The organism is Methanocalculus sp., from assembly GCF_029762515.1.
GTDB lineage: Archaea > Halobacteriota > Methanomicrobia > Methanomicrobiales > Methanocorpusculaceae > Methanocalculus.
This window is the reverse complement of the sequence record NZ_JARVGN010000358.1, coordinates 1-2,408: the sequence shown is the minus strand read 5'-3', so window position 1 is coordinate 2,408 and position 2,408 is coordinate 1. Positions and strand designations below refer to the sequence as shown.

Annotated in this window: 1 protein-coding gene, 2 tRNA genes and 1 pseudogene; all 4 read left to right on the top strand. The window is 53.0% G+C overall.

Going from position 1 to position 2,408, the window contains the following annotated elements; all coding sequences use genetic code 11:
* Window positions 1-1,483: Ppx/GppA phosphatase family protein (locus QCH34_RS10880; RefSeq protein ID WP_300334035.1), on the top strand; the 1,483-nt coding region annotated here is incomplete at its 5' end.
* Between the two features lie 172 nt (window positions 1,484-1,655).
* Window positions 1,656-1,762: transfer RNA gene (locus QCH34_RS10875), tRNA-Tyr, on the top strand.
* 14 nt (window positions 1,763-1,776) lie between these two features.
* Window positions 1,777-1,849: transfer RNA gene (locus QCH34_RS10870), tRNA-Asp, on the top strand.
* Window positions 1,850-1,935: 86 nt separating this feature from the next.
* Window positions 1,936-2,408: pseudogene (locus QCH34_RS10865) on the top strand (2-isopropylmalate synthase); the annotation flags it as partial.

Sequence of the window (2,408 nt, the reverse complement as noted above, 5' to 3'; positions counted from 1 at the left end):
GGAACAGAAGGAGGTTGCCCGTCTCGGCGAGGGATGTTTTGCCCGTGAAGAACTCTCTGAAGAGGCGATCGGCCGCGGGGTCACCATCTCCAAACTCTTCGTTGATCTCGGCCTTGCCTATGGCGTGAAGGAATTTGTCGCCGTTGCCACCTCTGCCACACGGGAGGCAAAGAATGCCGATCAGTTCCTTGAGATGCTCCTCCGGGAGGCGAATCTTGATGTCCGGGTCGTCTCGGGGAAGGAGGAGGCACGGCTGATCTACCGGGGTGTCGTCTCCGGGATTGACATCGGCACGCATCGGGCTATCTTCATCGATATCGGGGGAGGCTCAACCGAGGTGATCATCGGCAGCCAGCATGACTACCTCACTCTTGAATCATTGAAGCTCGGGTCAATCCGGCTGACCAACCAGTTCTTCCGCCCCGGTGAAGATGGCCCTGTTTCATTGAAGAAATATGCCCGGATGCAGCAGTTTGTCAGAAATGTCATCGCCCAGCCATTGACCCGGATACGGAAATTTCCCTATTCACGGGCGTTTGGGAGTTCAGGCACCATACAGAATCTGGCCGAGATCGCCTCCCGCCTCTGTCCGGGAACATCATCTCCAACCCTCCTCAGGTATGACGATCTCAGGCACACCATCGAGCGGCTCTGTTCCCTCTCCCTGGAAGAGCGGCGGAAAGTTCCGGGGATCAATTCTGATCGGGCGGATATCATCATCGGTGGCGGGGTGATCCTCGAAACAATGATGGAAGAGCTTGGAATTATCGAGATCGAGATATCGCCCCATGGCCTGCGTGAAGGACTTCTCATGGAATATCTCTCCCGGATACCCGGTTTTCCTCATGCAGAGAAGATATCGTCCAGAAAACGGAGTGTTGTCCAGCTGGGGCGATCCTGCCGGATTGATGAGCTTCACGCACTTACAATCGTCGGACTCTCTGCCCTCCTTTTTGATTCGGCTCGTGAGGCAGGTCTCCACTCATATTCTGATGCTGACAGGAATTTCCTACTTTATGCCGCATATCTCCATGATATCGGCAATTTCATCTCATTTGTGGATCATCATCTCCATTCGGCCTATATTATCAGGCATGCGGATCTCGTTGGCTTTGATGAGCATGAGGTTGGGATCATTGCAGAGATCGCCCGGTATCACCGGAAGAAAGCACCACGGAAGAAAGATCATCACTTCAGCCTCCTCGATCCGGTGGTTCAGGATCAGATCCGTATCCTCTCCCTCTTCCTCAGGATGGCCGAACACCTTGATCGGACTCATGCCGGCCGCATCCGCGATGCCCGTCTGTCAAAGGATAATAACGGGCAGATCATCCTGGATCTTGAAGCACGGGGCGATTGCATGCTTGAGGTCTGGGGTGTCCGGTCTGAGGGCCATATGATCAGGAAGGTCTTTGGAGGAGGTCTTGAAGTACACGTCAACGAAGGGGGAGGCGACCCCCTGCGCGGAGAGCTCCCGGATTGATGCAGTGGCCTTCCTCACGCCTTCCCTGAAAATCAATTGTGCTTCAGATCTCTGCCCATTATTGGTTTTATCTCTTCATTATCAGTATTCGCTCATTCCTCTTTCAATCGGCGCGTATTTGCTGATTCGACATGTTTATATGTCATCTTAGCCTTTTTATTTAGTGCAGTTACCCGCCTTAACTCAGACTGGTAGAGTGCGCGGCTGTAGTAAGATCATCGCCTGCGGGCGAACTGCGCGGCTACCGCGATGTCCCCGGTTCGACTCCGGGAGGCGGGATCAACCCACAAAGTGCCCAGATAGTGTAGTGGCCTATCATGATGCCCTGTCACGGCATCGACTCGGATTCGAATTCCGATCTGGGCGTTCACTTTTCTTTTAAGACAATTCTGCAATAGAACTCTTTATCTCTCCATACTGCCAATATAATCATATGCCTACGGCAAAAGCTTCTGTGGGGAATTGCTTTCTTTGTTGAAAGCAGGTCGCCCAAGAGAGTAACTGTTTTTGACACCACCCTGAGGGATGGTGAACAGACACCGGGTGTATCCTTCACCCTTGAACAGAAACTGGATATCGCACGCATCCTCTCGGAGGTTGGTGTACACGCGATCGAAGCCGGTTTTCCCGCATCTTCAGAGCAGGAGAAGGAGACCGTATCCAGAATTGCAGCTGAAGGACATTCAGCGGCAATCTGCGGGCTCTCACGGTCACGGGTCGATGATGTCAACACCTGCCTTGACTGCGATGTCGATATGGTGCATGTCTTTATTCCGACATCTGATATCCAGCGTGAGAATACCATCAAAAAGACCCGTGAAGAGGTTCTGGCAATCACAGGAGAGATTGTGGGGTATGTCCGCGATCACCTCGGCCAGTGCATGTTCTCGGCGATGGATGCGACACGAACCGATCTCCCGTACCT